Here is a 16,518-nt window from a genome sequence, read left to right as displayed (position 1 = left end):
TGGTTTATGACTTTAGAATGTAATCATAATATAATTATTACAGACATAATCAAAAGGAGCTATTGTTATATGCTGCATCATCTTAAATACGGTACAACCGTTATTGAATATAAGCTTACACACAAACCTAATAAAAAGGACATCTCCATCATCGTCGACTTACTTGAAGGAGTCCAAGTTGTTGCGCCTGTTTCGGTTTCACAGCAGCGTCTTGATGAGATTATGTATCAAAAGGCACCCTGGATCTTAAAGAAGCAGTATGCCTTCCGTGAGATTGAAATTGAATCTACTCCTCTTGAATTTTTGAGCGGCGAGAAAATTCGTTACCTAGGGAAAGGATACAGACTCAAAGTAATAAAACAGAACACTGGTCAGCCTTCGCTCTCTTTTAAAAACGGAAGATTCATTGCATCCCTCCCTTCGTGCTACAACCAACAACAGCAAACCGAGGAATTGAAGCAACTCTGCATCAACTGGTACAAACTCCAGGGAACTTCTAAACTTCGAGAGAGAATTAAACATTACAGTAAGCTTACTGAACTCATGCCCACTTCTGTTACGCTCAAAGATCAAGAAAAGAGATGGGGGAGTTGCACCAAGAATGGAAATCTTCTCATCAACTGGCGCATCATGATGGCTCCCCTTCGCATTGTCGATTATGTTGTTTTGCATGAAATGGTTCATTTAAAAGTTCCTGACCACACCGAAGCATTCTGGAGTTACCTCCGCTCTGTTATGCCAGATTACGAGGAACGGAAGGAATGGCTTAGAATTAATGGCCCTACACTTATCCTGTAAGTATCCTCATCAGGATGGAATCTGCCACCAGCCCTCCTCTGTTACTTTTTATAATGAATCCTCCCCAAGTCTACAAGTTGGACTGTCAGCGACTCCAACTTATCTTCTGGACACTTAAAGACACGAAGCTGCCGCTTTGTTTGTTTGCGCATTTCACGCTTAACATCATCTTTCTGTGTCCATTCAATAACAGCCAATTCCTGAATCTTCTCCGTAATAACCTCCGTCAGCACTTTGAGAGCCTCCTTGTCTTTTTCCTCAGGAAGCTGCTTCTCCAGCATCAGGAAGAACGGGTACTGCTCTTTGGCCAGTCCTAGACTCTCGCCCTGCTTGGCTGTGTTCCGCATGTCGTCGATAATGTCCTGCATTTTCTTCATCATCTCGAAAATGTCCATCTGCTTCTGTTTACGAGCATCAATGATCTTCTTCAGTCGTTCTCGAAGAGACGTATAGTAGACAGGATTCTCCTCAAGTTTAATACGGATTTCATGCTTAATTGCATGCTCCATCTCGGATGCCTTTGCCTCTCCCTGAAACTGATTCACATGACTCTCGAACTTACTAGACAGGATATCTATTGGATCATGAAGAATCTCGACATTCGAAGCTCTAAGATGATCAGCTATTAATTGCCTTACTTTCTCTCCCAAATCGCTAATATCCATACCTTCCACTTTGTATCTCGACTTAGCAGCCTGTCTTATCTTTCCTAGGAATCCTAAATCATTAACGTAAGGTTGAGCAAGGGGATTCGGCATCACCATATCCATACTCTTAGCAAATTGTTTAAACAGGTGATCAAATTCATTTCTTACGTTCTCTGGCTCCAATATTTGTATGCAACTCTCCAGATCATCGCGTCGAATATAATCAAAGAAACGCATGGCCGCACGATGTCGAGTTTGTAGTCTTGGCAGTTCGCTTTCAATCGGCATAAGGGCACCCTGAATATCGTCCTTAGAGAAAATATCGAGCGCCTTTTCCAGGAAGCTGGAAACGCCGAAGTAATCGACAATCAAGCCGTAGTCCTTGCCGTTATATGTTCGGTTTGTACGAGCAACCGCTTGCAGCAGATTATGCTCTTTGAGTGGCTTGTCCAAGTACATCACCTGCTCAATAGGTGCATCAAATCCTGTTAGCAGCTTGTCGCAAACAATTAGAAAGGCCAACTTATCTTCCTCCAGCGGCTTCTTGAACCGCTCGATTAGTACCTTCTCCTCATCCTTCGAGATGGCAAACCTCTTCTTATGATCGTCATCATCATTTGTGGACGAATAAATCACTGCCGACTCCAGATCGCTCAGTTCGTCCATCTTCTCTTTATAAGTTGCTGCTGCATCTCGTGAGACAGCCACAATCTGCGCCTTGAATCCGTTCGGTTGAATATGTTCCTCATAGTGCTTAATGAGGTCAAGTACAATCTGTTCAATACGTTTCGGGCTGGCAATAATAGCTTCTTCGTTAGCATACTTCTCCTGAATTCGTTCCCGCGTCTTGGCATCGTATTCACGGAATTTTCGGTCGAAAAGCTGATCCAGTGTTTCGCCTTCCACATGCATGTTGGTCATTCTCGCTTCGTAGAAGATCGGAACGGTTGCTCCATCGTCAACAGCCTGCTGGATAGTGTATTTGTCTATGTACGAGCCAAAGGTACGCGTCGTGCTTTTGTCTTCCTTATCGATCGGAGTTCCCGTAAAACCGAGGTAACAAGCATTTGGCATAGCAGTCCGCATGTTCATCGCCAGGCCCTTATACTGAGAACGGTGCGATTCGTCAATCATGACAATAATGTTGGAGGCAGTAGATAGCTCAGGAAAACGTCCTTCTTCCTTGTCGATCTGGAACTTCTGTACCAACGTCATGATCGTCGCCCCTGGTCCCTGCAGCAGTAGCTTCTTCAGGTTCCTGACGCCGTCGGCCTGCTGAGGATTGGCAAAACCGCACCGTCGGAACGTATTAGTGATCTGGTTGTCTAGGTCCTTGCGGTCTGTCACAATGACAATGGTTGGGTTACGCAGTTCTTCAATACGCCTTAGCTTAACAGCCAGATACAGCATGGTCAGCGATTTCCCACTTCCCTGCGTATGCCAGACTACTCCACCGCGGTCTCTCGAATCTTTTGCCGAAAGAATGCGGTTGATTGCCTTACCTACAGCACGGAACTGCTGGTAACGAGCTAGTTTCTTGATGACTCTGCCACCCTCGGGTTCGAAGACGATAAAGTTCTGGATCAGGTCGAGTAAGTTGATTTTGGACAACATACCCGCTACAAGAATATCCTGCGGTGTAGGATTGTTCCCCACTTCTGGATTTGTCAGCGGATATGGATCTTTCCATTCGCCATAGTGCTGCAGCTGTGCCATGATGGTTCCTGCTTTGGCTCTATCGTTGCTGGTTGCGATCAGTATCTGGTTGTAGTGGAAAAGATGCTCATAGTTCTTCTGGTATCGAAGCATTTGTTTGACCGCTCTACCGATCTGCTCGTCGATAGAAACCATCGGACTTTTACATTCGATAAGAACAAGTGGCAGGCCGTTGATGAAGAGGATCAGGTCAGGTCGAATCCCCTTCTCTTCTCCACCCTTTACAGAGAACTGATCGACGACCAGAAACTCATTGTTATCTGGTTTATCAAAGTCAATCAGTCTGATAGTTTGTCCCTTTTTACCTTTTCCAAGATCCTGCTGGACAGAGATGTAGTTGACGAGCATGTTATGAAACTTTTCGTTGGCTTCCATCAAGTTGACAGCATCGATGTGAGTGATAGAGCGGACGACCTTGCTCAGGTTGTTCTCAGATATCCATGGGTTCAGACGAAGCACAGCTTTTGATAAGCGTTCGGTTAGAACGATCTCAAGCCCCGACTTGCGCTCGGCATCTAGGGAAGGGCCATGCACATAAGCATAGCCCATTTCCTGAAGATGCTGGATCAGTCGGGTTTCAACCAATTGTTTTTCGTTCCACTCTTTCATAGCAACACCTCAGAATGATTGACGTTGACGCGAACTTTTCCTGTGAGCAGAGTTTGCATCAATGATTTCTTTAGATTTTGCAAGACTTGATATTTTTGTTTTTCAAGCTGTTGCTTTTCCTCAACTTTGTCTAGCACTTTGGTTATTTCTTCTTGCTCCTTGATACCTGGTAACGGAACTAACAGATTGGACAGCCTTGCTTTATCAATGTTCGGAAAAGTAGAACCTGTAGCTCGATTAAGTATCTCTGTTGATAGTCTTTTTACATGATACTTTATGAAAGTCTGAGTACATTTCGCTTCATCCGCTGTAATAGCAGCTAATCCTCTCCCTATACAATAGGCATCATTTGAAATGTTCATTCTGCCTGTCGAACTACCACGCACACAGACAAGAATGTCCTCTGCCTTACAGATTTTAGTAGGGGAGTTTGTCCATTGAACAGGCGTAGGATAAATTTCTCCAAATTCCGTAGGGCCATTAAGCAAAGGAGAACCTAGCCTTTCATTATTGTATGAGTCTCCTTTTGGAGATTGCCCCATTGTGATGCTCGAAATCTCTCCAAGTCTGCAAAGATCCCAAGAAACAGGGCTTTCCCCAATCTCCGTCTGCTTAAACTCCGTATGTCCAATTCCCTTTGTCAGAAGCTGCTGCATTAGACCCTTCTTTAATGTTTCCGTCTGTTTGATAATGGCTTCTGTTTTTTCGAGGGCTTCATCGACAGAAGAAAGAATCTCGGTGACTTTTTGTTGTTCGTAAACAGGTGGTAATAATATTTGCAATTGCTCAAGATCGCTTTTTTTCACATGAACAAGGCCAGAACCACCATGCGCCGAATTTTCAATTTTTTGTGTTAATCGTTTCAATTCATAGAAGAGATACTGTTGGTCAACCTTTTTCTTTATAATTATTTTAAATATATGCTGGTTAAGAAGCCCCTCAATTCCTCGCCAAATAACGGGGCCGAAAGATGTACCTCTATTCCCTGACCAAGAAAACAGAAGGTCACCTTGAACCACTCGATGTTTTTCATCAAAGTCACCATTGTAACAATTAAAGTCTCTGTCACCATTTAAGTTACTAATGCGAATTATCGGTAAGCCTTCTGCAGACCATTCAGTTGATTTAAAGCCCCTCCCATTCACTAGGTCCGCTAAATCCCCTAGTTTATAAGGAAGCCATGGTTGGCTTTCTTTCTCATGCACCATAACCCAACTCCTTCAGGAACCCATACATCTTCGCTTCAATCTCTGCCCGCTCCATTTCCAACTGCTGAAGAGCGGCAAGCGCTTCTTCTACCTTAATCTCTTCCTCTTCTTCTGCCGAATCAATATAACGCGCGATATTCAAGTTAAAATCGTTCTGTTTGATCTCATTCAGGCTGACCACACGGGCGTACTTCTCTGTATCTTGCCAATTATCATAAGCCGAAACAATTTTCTCAATATCCTGATCTCTCAGCATATTCTGATTTTTTCCCTCATGATAATCTTGCGCTCCGTTGATGAACAATACTTTGCCTTTCTTATGCTCTTCCTTGCTGCGGTTCAAGATGACAATGCAAGCAGGAATGCCCGTTCCATAGAAGAGATTGGATGGCAGGCCAATTACAGCTTCAATCAGTCCCTCTTCGCCGTAAAATCCTTCCAGTAGACCTTCACGAATCTTTCCTTCGGCTCCTCCGCGGAACAGGATGCCGTGCGGCATAACTATGCCCGCTTTGCCGTTATTATTGAGCGTTGAGGCCATATGCTGCACAAAACCTAGGTCTCCCTTGTCCTTCGGCGGAATGCCAAAACGGAATCGCCCATATGGATCGGCTTCCGCTTCTTCGCGTCCCCAGTTGCTCAGGGAGAATGGCGGATTAGCGATTACGCGATCATATAGAATGAGCTCACCTTCCTCAACCAACTTCGGCTCGCGAATCGTATCACCTCTTTCAATACGGTGGTCGCTCAGACCGTGCAAGAGCAGGTTCATCTTACAGATTGCCCATGTGTTCAGATTTCGTTCCTGTCCGTGCAACGTCAGGTTACGAGGATTACCGCCTTTGGATCTGATGTAATCGACGGACTGAATTAACATACCACCAGAGCCCGCTGTCGGGTCACAGATTCGCATGCCTTCTTCGGGTTTAATTAAGTTGACTATTAGTTCAACGACTTTGCTTGGCGTATAGAACTCTCCGCCCTTCTTACCCGCATCGTCGGCGAACTGCTTGATTAGATACTCATAAGCACGTCCCAACATATCAGGCTCAGCCAAGTTATCATTGCGAAGGTTCAAGGTTCCGAAATGCTGAATAAGACACAAGATCAACTTGTCTGGCAGCTTCTCTCGATCATTGAAGTCAATGCTGGCCAGTACGCCTTGAAGCTTCGAATTCTCTTCTTCCAGCCTCTCAAAAGCCACATTGATAGCAGCGCCCAAGTCGCTGGTAAGCGAAGACAGGTAAGCCCAGCGTGCACGTTCTGGTACAAAGAACTGGTGCTCGTCCCTATCCGTCCAACCATAAGACTCGCCTTCCTCTTTTTCGATCTTCTCAGCAACTTCGACGAATACGTCATTCAGACGCTTGAGGAAAAGCATCCCAAAAATATAGTTTTTATAGTCGGAGGAATCGATACTTCCTCTTAGAATATTGGCAGATTCCCATAGGTGGGACTCAAGTTGTTGCAAAGTAAGTGTACTCATGCTGGCCTCCCAAATCTTGTCTGCTTATTTTTAAGTTGATATATCTCTTAGCATTGTCAACTCAGAAAACAATACCCTTTATATCATACTACAATCCCTTAGTCCTCATATAGCCACAATTCCACATTATATATTTTTCCAGATAATAATCGTAAGTAAACTACGAAATCTATATATTAAGCTAATCTGACATCAACCATAAACTTTAACAAAAATAGAGTACCCTTTTAAGGAGTACCCATAAAATTTATATCTCTATAGCTATACTTCATTTAGTACATCGTTTCAAAACTATCTACTTTCCAGCCATACTTTGTTTTTACCAGAGTTGCACTATAAGTTACAGTATACAGATCACCTTCTATATTCTCAGTAATAGATTGAGTCACAGTAGCTGATTGCATATTGGATGAGAGCTTGAATGTCGCCTTTTTATTCGGGTTGAATGTAGGTACTAGCCAAGTGTAGTCATCGCTCCCCAAGTACTGAGGAGTTACCCGACCTTTACTATCAGTAAACAGTCCTTCTGCATTGACCCGAGCTAAGAAATTATACGTAAAAAGCGGTTCCAGCTTCTTGTTAAAGTTATCAGGGGTAGTTGGGACTGACATCGACACCTGTCTTTTACGAGCATTTTGCAAAAGGTTCAAAGCCGTTTTAGAACTGATATTATCCACTTTTTTCCGTTTAGTATCCTCGATCCCATCCTGACCATAGATGACCTTAATATATTTTTTCTTGCTCACATCCCATTTATAAACCATCTTATCGTAAATACCATCTGCTTTGGAGAGCGCGCGTGTTTCTAGAGCATCATAATACTGCAAACCATAAATTTCATCACTTCCGTCTTTATCAGAATCCTTAATGACGGCATCCTCTCTTACCAGTGCTCCTGTACTGAAAATTTTATTCAACTTCCCAGATTGAAGTACCGTGACATCAACGGACACTCCACCGTTCCCATCACCATAAACAATAGCTAACGCGTTTTTATAGGTTTTATTTTTAATTTTCTTAATCCCAACAACATTCTGTCCTTCTACACTCTTAGATGTTACTTTCTTTCCGTCTTTAGTGTAGATACCTATGTAACCAATAATCCAGTTCCCTTGATCTTTGCTTGTAGCTGTAATCACAATCTCATCAGAATTATCATTATTGATATCATAGAAAATTGGGCTTGAGACAGTCTTGATATCTAATTGAAAATCTTTCGCGAAATTTGCCTGAGCAGTATACGCTGATTGTATCTGAACAGGACTTGCAGAATAAACCGAGGAAAGTGAGGATACTCCCATTACCAACATAGAAGTAATCAACAATGCAGCAGTAATTTTTCTTATCATTTTTACATCTCCTTTTAGGTGCAGACCTATATAATATATAGATTTTCAATTCATTACACATTGCGTTCGCTAATTTGTTTTCAAAGCTTGTTAGAACAGCGTTTCGAGGTTGATATCATATATTGGGGATTTCTACGATACAAGTGACTAATATAGGGGGGCCAATTGCATAATATGATCGTATACATGATAAATTCTCTATTACCAGGCTGAAAATCAACATTTTTCCAACCCTAGTTACTTATCATTATAAATTAGTGATTCATTTAGAATCGGCCACCCCCTCCTGCCATTGTCACCTATAACAATAGAAGTAAGCTGAATATACCAGCAGCAATGACAATCAATAATATGAAAATAATTAGACACCCATACTTAAACGCTTCCTTCTTTGTGCTCGGAGAGAAAAATAACCCTATTATAAAAATTAGACCAATCAATAATGCAATTATCATAGTAAAGTCCCCCTACAGCATATATTCCAATACTTCCTCCTCTCCTCTTACTCAAGCATTCTAATTTGTTATTTTCTAATCAATCTAAAGGTTAATCCCTTTCATATATCTTATTTATATCACTTATAGTCCTTAAAAGGTATATTAAAATGTTTTGTTGTTCTTATAATCCCTAGAACCATTCTTATCTTTTCGTTAACGTGGCTCTAGAGGTGATAATATGTCTGATTGGCTCGTTGTAATCGGAGCCCGAATAAGAGCATCACGTATAAGTAAAGGGTTAAGCCAAGAACGTCTAGCAGAGTTATCCGAGCTTAACGCTTCTTATATTGGTAAGATTGAACGAGGAGAGAAGAACATTACCGTTCGAAGCCTAGAGAAAGTCACCACAGCATTGGACATGCCTATATCAGAATTATTTGAACACATTAAACCAATAGGTCATGAAAATATACCTGCTCCATACACATTAGCCAAGATCATAACACTGCTTCAAAATAGAACTGAAACAGATCAACAAAAGGCGCTCGAACTTCTTCAACTTGTCCTCAGTTGGAATGACTAGTTTTAATAAAGCAGTTTCTCTCAGCATGGGGAAACTGCTTTTGACATAAAAGGAGGTGAGAAAAACATGCTTCTTAAAATTACTAAGATAGAGATTCAAAAACAAAAAGTTCAAATAACAATGAAGGAGTATATTACATGGACAACCAAAAGGAGATTTTGTTCGTAAAAAAGCACATTAGTAATGATAATCTTCAATGGAATATAACTCTGTACAGACAGCCTATAAACTATTATGTACCTCCTTTCTCTAGTAAAAAATACGGGGTGCTTCATGGGTTCACACTCATTGAAACTTATGGGCTAATGATTAGACAAACAGGATATGGAAGTGAACTAGAGTTCCATGAATGGGACCTAGGCCCATTATCTTGCCAACAGTACGAAGTTAACTATCTAAGTAATCTTCTATGTCGTTCCCCTATACTGGATCGAAATCTGATTTACCGCACTGTGAAAGAGGAGACTTTGACTTGGTGCAACAATCATTGGAAAAGCCCCTTTGGGAAAGTTGCTGAGAAGACACTTCTTCGAAAGACACAAATAGAACTCGAGGGGCCGCCACCCCTACCAGTGAAAAATTCAGAGAAATATGTTTCACGGGCAACGAGGTTAACAACTGCCTACGGAGCTTTAAGAGGACTGAAAATTCCAGATAAATTAAATCCAAAAAATAAAGGCCATTCTTCTAATAACTAGAGGAATGGCCTTTTTGCTATACAGAGAAAATAGGATGAGTGAGAGTAGTCCATGAAAGGAGCGTGAATCTATTGAATGATAAGAAGGGTTTACCTGAGAATCTAACAACTACACTGCGACAACTTGTAATGAACGGACACATCCAGATGGCTGGGACAGTTCTCTACGTATACTTCAAACGATCTTGGAAACTCGATGATCAGCTTTCTGCTTATTATGTCTCCCGATACTTTACTAAATACTTCCCCTCTCAAGTAGCTAAGCATCATCGTCAGTCTGAAAAGCAGATATAAAAAGAATCGCTTCGCACAGCGATCATAAAGGTTGATACTAATACGCTATTTCGATTTCCTAAAACATACAAGAAAGGCACTATACCTGATTCTTGAACGGAGGATTAATAAATCAATGGAACACAATGCACACCTGTACAGAACATTTATCGCTAGAACTTTGCGTGAGAATATAGAAAGTTATACCGTAAATCAGTTCATTGAAAGATTCTCAACACCACATGATCTGCTTGATACTACTCAGGAAGAATTGATGGAAATACACGGTATAGGCAAAGTCAAAGCAAGTCAGATTATATCTGCAATTGAGATAGTCAAAATGCTTAACACTCCTAGACAGGCAAAGACTATAATTCGCTCTCCTAAAAACGCATATGAAGTATTGCACAACGATCTTGCTCTAAAGAATAGGGAATTTTTCGTTTGCTTGTTTCTTAACACTAAGAACTACTTGATTGCCAAAGAAATCATATCCATAGGCAGTCTTAACGCAGCCATAGTTCACCCTAGAGAATTGTTTCGCTCAGCTATAAAAAGGGCAAGCGCATCTGTTATTTGTGCTCACAATCATCCTAGTGGCGATCCTACACCATCCAATGAAGACATTGTTCTTACCAAACGGCTGGTTGAAGTCGGAAATCTCATCGGTATACCCTTGCTCGACCATATGATTATAGGTGATGGTAGCTATGTATCATTAAAAGAGAGGGGCTACATGTAACTCATTTCCCAAGGTTTGCACAAATACAAAGAAGACTAGCTGCCAAATAGCTAATCCTCAGTATAATGCTTAAAACCCAAAAACCCTCTCATTCTAGTAACCCAAGCTTAACTTAGGATATCTCTAGATAGCTTATGGTTACCCAAGGTATCTCTTACTCTCTAGGGTGAACTCCTCTTGGCTACAGGTAGGTCTCTCTATCGTACTACGTTATCTTCATAGGATAGGTGGTTATTCTTACTACAGTTGTTCGCGCGGGGCGGGCCGTGTCTGGTGGCTCAACTATCTCTTGTAACCGTCTGACTATGGAGCACATGGTTTCTTTCTTGTGCTCTCTTGAACTCCTCATACATTGGGATAATCCCGAGTTGCTTCACCGTACCTTTCGTAACTGGTCCTTTACTCGAAATTCTCTTCTGTATCCCTTTACGGATGATTGCCATGACTTGTCTTTCTAATTGTCTTATTTCAGCTGTTCCGTTGCCTAAGCTGTAGTAATTGAGCCAGCCGCGGATAACCCCATTACATTCCTTTATTAGGCTCTCGGGGCTTTCTCCCATCCTTATCGGCGCGCTAACCAACTCCTCAATACTGTTGATAAGCTTCTGCTTGGCCTTACTGGATGGCTTTATTCCACCTCTATAAATGTGGTAACCCAAGAATGCGACTCCCTCTGTGACTTTCAGGACATTCTTACCTACCTCATCTTTGTTCTTAGATTCCAATCCTAGGTTCAGCTCAATGTAGGCCCTACACTTATTTGCCGCAATTTCGGCCTCCTGCTCGCTTTTAAACATAAGCAGGTAATCGTCCGCGTACCTTATCAACTTCCACCCTTGAGTTTCCGCGTACTCGTCTAACTCATGTAGGTATGCATTTGCTAGTATTGGTCCTATCACACTCCCTTGAGGTACCCCTTTACCTCTAAGCTCTTCCCCTCCACATCCTGCTATCATGCGGTTTACCAATTCATTTATGTTTGCATCCTCAATTATATTAGCGAAGGTTCTTCTTAACTTGCTGTGCGGTATGGTGTCAAAGCATCGACTAATGTCTCCTTTGACCACATACTGATACCCTGAATCAGCTAATTCTTTTACCCTCATTAAAGCCGTGTGCGCACTACGACTCGGGCGGAAACCATAACTGCATTCTAGGAATATCGTTTCAAAGAATGGTTCAATAACATTAAGTATTGCTTGCTGAGTAATACGATCCATTACCGTGGGGATATATATCAATCTTTTGCTTGTTAGGTCCTTAGGTATCTCCACTGTCCTAAGGGAGCTCGGGACATATTCCATTTTAATCAGCTGGTTTTGTATGCTCTTTAGGTGAATCTGCTCGTTTACTTTATATTGTTTAATGTTCATTCCATCAGTGCCGTATGATCCCTTATTAGCAATCACCTTCTTAGAAGCAGCTTGCAGGTTATCCCATGAAGTAACTTGATCATACAAGTTCTTCTCGGAAGATTTGCGAGTCGGGGTGATTTGGCCACCCAGCCGCTTACCCTTTATTCGATTTCTTGCCATTCTATCCTCTCCTCTGTTACAAGGGGGTAGCAAGTAAATCGTTCTCTTATTCTGCTTCGAGCTCTGATTCTCGCGTTCCCTCCTTTGAATAAGTCCAAATTGTTGGTCCTCCCCCAGAAAGGCCGCCTCCTCCTTGTACTCATTAAGAAGAAGGTTACACTTTGAGTACCTCTGGGCTATGAATATAAGATAAACTATATCAACAAAAAAATCAACAACTAATTTCTTTAGTATACTTTAATCAGAAACTAAACCTTGCATTCATCAATCATATAGCTTACCTTATAACTATACTGAAAGGAGATGTGCCTGTAATGAGTTTGCCTCGGTGGATCGAGAAAGAAGAATTGATTCAATTTATCAACACAAATAGCACACCTGGAAAACGGGAGGCATGGATCAGAAATGAATTTAATACGATCTATCCTGGAGAGTACACCCCTCCCAAAGTGGCTGATCAGTGCAAAGTAATTACAGCCCAAGGGCTTCGGAAGCTTGAGAATGAAGAGGGATTAAAACCTAGGCATTCCACACTCAAAGCACTCTCAGAGTTCTACAATGTCCCGTTGGAGGTTTTTACCGAACAATCGCCTGAGCGTTTTTATCTCGGAAAACCAAAATCCAAGATGAAACCCTCAGATGTACGTGGGCCATTTTATAAACTCACTTTGACTGCCACACTTGAAAAGCCTAACGGAGAAATAGATACACAGCCTCTTATTTCCGATCTTTCTTTAAGACACATGGATTTTGAACAACTATGTGATATGGTCAAAATGCTTGAGAGCTGGATACAAAATGGACTGGTTAAGCAGAAACAACTGGATGATGCCTATGACAAGTTAATGATAAATCACAAGAATGATTGACCTTACAAAGGGTATAAGGCTATCTTCAGCACAAGTGGAGGAAACCGTGGCTTCTGTTACGCCTGTTTTCATTTCAGAGATAGATAGCAAAGTCGAATTTGCTACTCGCTTTCCAAATATGATGGTTACTCTGTGGTCTCTGATTGTGCTCATCCAAAATTATCCTTCACAGAATCAGTTCTTGGATTACTACTTAGAAGTTCACAAAGATGAAATCCGAAATTTCTCTCCAAATGCTGTTAGAGCAAGAGTGTTACGTACCTATCCTTCTATAACTAGAGAGGTCCACTTCTATAGTCTGGTAAATGAATCAGGTCTGTTTAACCAAGTAGATTATTCAATTCATGATGACGTTACCCAAGGCATTGATCTTAAAGTTTACCTAGGAGGAAAGTGCTACAATGTATCTTGTTTTGTACTCACCAAAAGATCCCTCCACTTTCGTGAGACTAAAAAAAACACTCGTCACATAGATATATCCAACTCTATAGAACTACCAATTGATCTATCCTCGGGTAAACATAATAATGGTTGGGTATTTTTTGACATCTATCACGTAAACCAACTTTTCGGAGAAGTTCTTGATCTTGCTTGGCTCAAGTACAACCAACATCCATTAGATTTGATCTGTTAGCTATTAAGTCCTATTAGTGTGTCGCCCCCTTCCGTCCCCCTGAGGGGGATACACAAAGGGTTCTACCCTTTGCAATCCCTGCACTCGGCGTTAGCCGCTCCTTGGCATTTAGCCAAGGGCATATAACAGCGTTGGCTTAGTAAAGACGTCAATCAAGGCTATAATGAATTCGCTATCGCTCAGCCTTGACTGCCTTACTATCAACTTAACGATCTCATATACCTGAATCCAATAGGATTCGGGCTTTTTTCTTTTTTACAGTGAATATTGAGTGGTGAGAAGCACTCAAAAAAGAAAGGTGGATAGACTGTATTTACTTAATAGTGACTAGCACAAAGGAAAAGGAGTGAAGGAAAATGGATGTAGTAACTTATCTTCGTGTATCATCTGAACAACAAGCTGAACGCGAATTATCCATTCCTGCTCAACGAGAAGCACTGCAACGATATGCGGATGAGCTTGGATGGTCTATCGTGAATGAATATATAGATGAAGCAAAATCTGCAAAGACAGATGGAAGACCAGATTTTCAACGGATGATTGCGGATGCTCAGAAAACAGATAAACACTTTGATGCAATTGTCGTCCACAAGTTTGATCGGTTCAGTCGCAATCGTGCAGATCATGCCATCTACAAAGCATTGCTGAAAAAGCACGGTGTTACCGTAGTATCTGCATCCGAGCCTATTGATGCGGATACTCCACATGGTTTTCTGCTGGAGTCGATGCTGGAAGTCATCAGTGAGTTTTACAACGTTAACCTGCGTCACGAGACATTGAAGGGGATGCGGGAAAATGCATCTCAAGGATTTCATTGTGGTGGCAGAGTACCATTCGGTTATCGACGTGTTCAGACAGGCAGAAAAGTCACGTATGAGCTTGGCACGGATAAAGAGGCCAAAGTAGTCCAGCAAATGTTCCAGATGGCGGCAGAAGGTCATGGAGGCAAGCGAATTGCCCGTGAATTGAATAATCAAAACATCATTGAGGGGAGAAGGTGGGCTCCATCCACAGTGCTTGCCATCCTCGACAATCCAGTGTATCTCGGCAAGCGTGTATGGAATAAGAAGTCAGATGCACATGGGAAACAGAATGATATTTCAGAGTGGATCGTCACAGAGAACGCACATCCAGCCATTGTTAATCAAGAGACTTGGGATGCCGCTCATGCATCGTTGATGGCAAGGAAAGTCACTAAAACAAAATAGTATGCAGTTTCATCACAGGTACTCCATAACGGTGTACCTGTTTTTTTATGCCTAAAAACAAGAAAAAGGAGATGTTTTCAAATGAAAGTATCTATTTATGTCCGTGTGTCTTCAGATCGCCAAGTAGAGAAAGAGTTGTCCGTTCCAGCGCAGGTTAAAGCCATTCAGCAATATTGTCTGGAGAAAGGTTGGATCATCGTCAATGAGTTCATTGAGAAAGGAAAATCAGCAAAGACGGATGATCGTCCAGAGTTCCAGAAGATGATTGCATTAGCTAAACGTCCAAATCGACCGTTCGACGCGGTTGTTGTTCACAAGTTTGATCGGTTTTCTCGCAAACGAGATGACCACGTTATCTACAAAGCATTACTGAATCAATCTGGTGTGAAGGTCATATCAGTCACAGAGCAGACAGAGGCAGAGACGCCGCAGGACATGTTGCTGGAAGGGATGCTGGAGGTCATTTCAGAGTTCTTCAATGCGAACTTAGCTACTGAGGTAAGAAAGGGTATGACGCAGAATGCGAAGCTAGGATACAACAATGGTGGCACGCCACCATATGGGTATCGTACAGAACATATTGCTCTTGGAAATAGTAAAACCAAAGCAGTATGGGTACTCGGCCCACGTGAAGAGATAGATGTCGTAAAATGGATCTTCAACCAGTATGCTCATGAAGGAATGGGTTATACAAAGATAGCCTCTGAACTTAACCGCCGACAAATCCCCTCCCAGAAAGGCGGCACATGGGCATCCAGCACAATCAGAGCCATCATTTTTAACGAGGCTTATGTTGGTCGGCGTTGCTGGAATAAGCAAGATTATCAAACCAAAGGTAAAAAATGGCGTGACCGTTCAGAGTGGATCATTACTGAAAATGCCCACCCTTCAATTATATCGGAGGATATATTTAACAAATGCCAAGAGAACGCAAAGAAAAGAAATACTGGCGGTGGAGAAACACATAAGCCTTTCGAGAGCAAACTAGCCTCCCCTTTCTGGTTACGAGGGGTTATGGTATGCGAAAAGTGCGGTTCACGAATGGTAGGTAACTCCACATCAAGTAAAATGAAAGGTGGAAAAAAACAATACTATGTATGCGGCGGTTACCTTAGAAAAGGTAAGGACTTCTGTCCATATGCTGGATGGAATAAGGAACGGATAGAAGAGATTGTCTCTAATCGTTTACGCATCCATATAATGAGTCTGCTCATGGGGAATAATCTAGTCGAAGAAATGCGACAATTCTACACCGAGAGTAATCAGCAACATACTACTCAGAAAACAATTATGGAAAACGAACTCGAATTTCTGAAAAAACGAATAGAGTTAATCGAAGATGACATCTCAATAGGAAAGGCAAAGCCTTATCATCAGGAAATGCTTGCAGAGATGCAAAACGAGTTGAGGGAGAAGTCAGAGTCTTACCTACGGCTAACATCTAACTGGTCCGAATTCCATGTGCCTGAGGAGTACGTTGCAGGTATCCGATATGATATTCAATCCTTCATTAGTCTACTAGATCAAGAAGTGCCCAATCCACAGTTATTGCATGCTTTAGCTAGCAAGTATATCTCGAAGCTTTACATCAACAGAGACACTAAAAAGATCTATCTGAGTCTACAACTGACTATGAATGATAAGGTTATGTATGAGAAAACAATGGTGAGCGAATGGAAATAAGTTCTGATTCGTTGTGCCACCACACCTTAAATCAAACAAAATAA

Annotated in this window: 13 protein-coding genes; 8 read left to right on the top strand and 5 right to left on the bottom strand. The window is 41.8% G+C overall.

Translation table 11 applies throughout. The annotated features are described in order from the left end of the window. Positions 1-69: 69 nt before the first annotated feature. The gene (locus ACETMN_RS01020; RefSeq protein WP_411735642.1) at positions 70-798 is read left to right on the top strand and encodes a M48 family metallopeptidase; all 729 of its coding nucleotides are present in this window, start codon (positions 70-72) and stop codon (positions 796-798) included. 41 nt (positions 799-839) lie between these two features. Here the strand turns inward: ACETMN_RS01020 and ACETMN_RS01015 are convergent, their stop codons facing one another. The 4 genes from ACETMN_RS01015 to ACETMN_RS01000 form a co-directional block, all read right to left on the bottom strand. Next, positions 840-3,770: a type I restriction endonuclease subunit R gene (locus ACETMN_RS01015; RefSeq protein WP_411735641.1), complete on the bottom strand. Its 2,931-nt coding sequence runs from the start codon at positions 3,768-3,770 to the stop codon at positions 840-842. After that, on the bottom strand, positions 3,767-4,978 hold the full coding sequence (locus tag ACETMN_RS01010) for a restriction endonuclease subunit S (RefSeq protein WP_411735640.1): 1,212 nt from the start codon (positions 4,976-4,978) through the stop codon (positions 3,767-3,769). Before ACETMN_RS01010 ends, ACETMN_RS01015 begins: the two co-directional genes overlap by 4 nt. Continuing rightward, positions 4,968-6,464, bottom strand: coding sequence for an N-6 DNA methylase (locus ACETMN_RS01005; protein ID WP_411735639.1), 1,497 nt, complete (start codon positions 6,462-6,464; stop codon positions 4,968-4,970). Before ACETMN_RS01005 ends, ACETMN_RS01010 begins: the two co-directional genes overlap by 11 nt. A gap of 272 nt (positions 6,465-6,736) precedes the next feature. Further along, positions 6,737-7,813, bottom strand: coding sequence for a hypothetical protein (locus ACETMN_RS01000; RefSeq protein WP_411735638.1), 1,077 nt, complete (start codon positions 7,811-7,813; stop codon positions 6,737-6,739). A 675-nt stretch (positions 7,814-8,488) separates the two neighbouring features. Between ACETMN_RS01000 and ACETMN_RS00995 the strand changes: the two genes are divergently transcribed. The 3 genes from ACETMN_RS00995 to radC all read left to right on the top strand — a co-directional run bounded on the left by ACETMN_RS00995 (position 8,489) and on the right by radC (position 10,545). After that, on the top strand, positions 8,489-8,833 hold the full coding sequence (locus tag ACETMN_RS00995; protein WP_310854808.1) for a helix-turn-helix transcriptional regulator: 345 nt from the start codon (positions 8,489-8,491) through the stop codon (positions 8,831-8,833). Between the two features lie 137 nt (positions 8,834-8,970). Beyond that, positions 8,971-9,531: a hypothetical protein gene (locus tag ACETMN_RS00990; RefSeq protein WP_411735637.1), complete on the top strand. Its 561-nt coding sequence runs from the start codon at positions 8,971-8,973 to the stop codon at positions 9,529-9,531. A 408-nt stretch (positions 9,532-9,939) separates the two neighbouring features. Continuing rightward, positions 9,940-10,545, top strand: a complete 606-nt coding sequence (radC, locus tag ACETMN_RS00985) for a RadC family protein (RefSeq protein WP_310854810.1) — start codon at positions 9,940-9,942, stop codon at positions 10,543-10,545. A gap of 278 nt (positions 10,546-10,823) precedes the next feature. On the opposite strand, the gene ACETMN_RS00980 is transcribed toward radC, so the two are convergent. Further along, on the bottom strand, positions 10,824-12,080 hold the full coding sequence (locus ACETMN_RS00980) for a reverse transcriptase domain-containing protein (protein ID WP_411735636.1): 1,257 nt from the start codon (positions 12,078-12,080) through the stop codon (positions 10,824-10,826). A 314-nt stretch (positions 12,081-12,394) separates the two neighbouring features. On the opposite strand from ACETMN_RS00980, the gene ACETMN_RS00975 reads away from it, so the two are divergent. The 4 genes from ACETMN_RS00975 to ACETMN_RS00960 all read left to right on the top strand — a co-directional run bounded on the left by ACETMN_RS00975 (position 12,395) and on the right by ACETMN_RS00960 (position 16,474). Then, complete coding sequence (locus ACETMN_RS00975) at positions 12,395-12,949, top strand: hypothetical protein (RefSeq protein WP_411735635.1); 555 nt, start codon at positions 12,395-12,397, stop codon at positions 12,947-12,949. Then, positions 12,942-13,583, top strand: coding sequence for a hypothetical protein (locus tag ACETMN_RS00970; protein ID WP_411735634.1), 642 nt, complete (start codon positions 12,942-12,944; stop codon positions 13,581-13,583). Before ACETMN_RS00975 ends, ACETMN_RS00970 begins: the two co-directional genes overlap by 8 nt. Positions 13,584-13,939: 356 nt before the next feature. Continuing rightward, entirely contained in the window at positions 13,940-14,791 is an 852-nt protein-coding gene (locus ACETMN_RS00965; protein WP_411735633.1) for a recombinase family protein, read from the top strand. 81 nt (positions 14,792-14,872) lie between these two features. Then, on the top strand, positions 14,873-16,474 hold the full coding sequence (locus ACETMN_RS00960; protein WP_411735632.1) for a recombinase family protein: 1,602 nt from the start codon (positions 14,873-14,875) through the stop codon (positions 16,472-16,474). Positions 16,475-16,518 lie beyond the last annotated feature (44 nt).

The organism is Paenibacillus sp. M2, assembly GCF_046713495.1.
Taxonomy (GTDB): domain Bacteria; phylum Bacillota; class Bacilli; order Paenibacillales; family Paenibacillaceae; genus Paenibacillus; species Paenibacillus amylolyticus_B.
The sequence above is the reverse complement of the archived record's forward strand: the minus strand, read 5'-3'. Positions and strand labels throughout refer to the sequence as shown.